This window comes from Streptococcus sp. DD11 (genome assembly GCF_001578865.1).
Lineage (GTDB): Bacteria > Bacillota > Bacilli > Lactobacillales > Streptococcaceae > Streptococcus > Streptococcus panodentis.
The window spans coordinates 1-266 of record NZ_KQ969483.1 but is presented as its reverse complement, the minus strand read 5'-3'; the positions used below and the strand labels follow the sequence as shown (position 1 = coordinate 266).

Sequence of the window (266 nt, the reverse complement as noted above, 5' to 3'; positions counted from 1 at the left end):
TGGAAGATTTCCATAATTGTTCGGGAAGTAGCTCAGCTTGGTAGAGTACTTGGTTTGGGACCAAGGTGTCGCAGGTTCGAATCCTGTCTTCCCGATAAATGGCGGTGTAGCTCAGCTGGCTAGAGCGTCCGGTTCATACCCGGGAGGTCGGGGGTTCGATCCCCTTCGCCGCTATAATGATCTTGTCGGACCTTTAGCTCAGCTGGTTAGAGCTCTCGGCTCATAACCGAGTGGTCGTAGGTTCAAGTCCTACAAGGTCCATACTG

At 52.6% G+C, this 266-nt stretch carries 3 tRNA genes; all 3 read left to right on the top strand.

What is annotated here, in order from left to right:
• Positions 1–21 precede the first annotated feature (21 nt).
• Positions 22–95, top strand: a tRNA-Pro gene (locus STRDD11_RS13495).
• 5 nt (positions 96–100) lie between these two features.
• Positions 101–174 (top strand) — tRNA-Met (locus STRDD11_RS13490).
• A 13-nt stretch (positions 175–187) separates the two neighbouring features.
• Positions 188–261 (top strand) — tRNA-Ile (locus STRDD11_RS13485).
• The last annotated feature ends 5 nt before the right edge of the window (positions 262–266 follow it).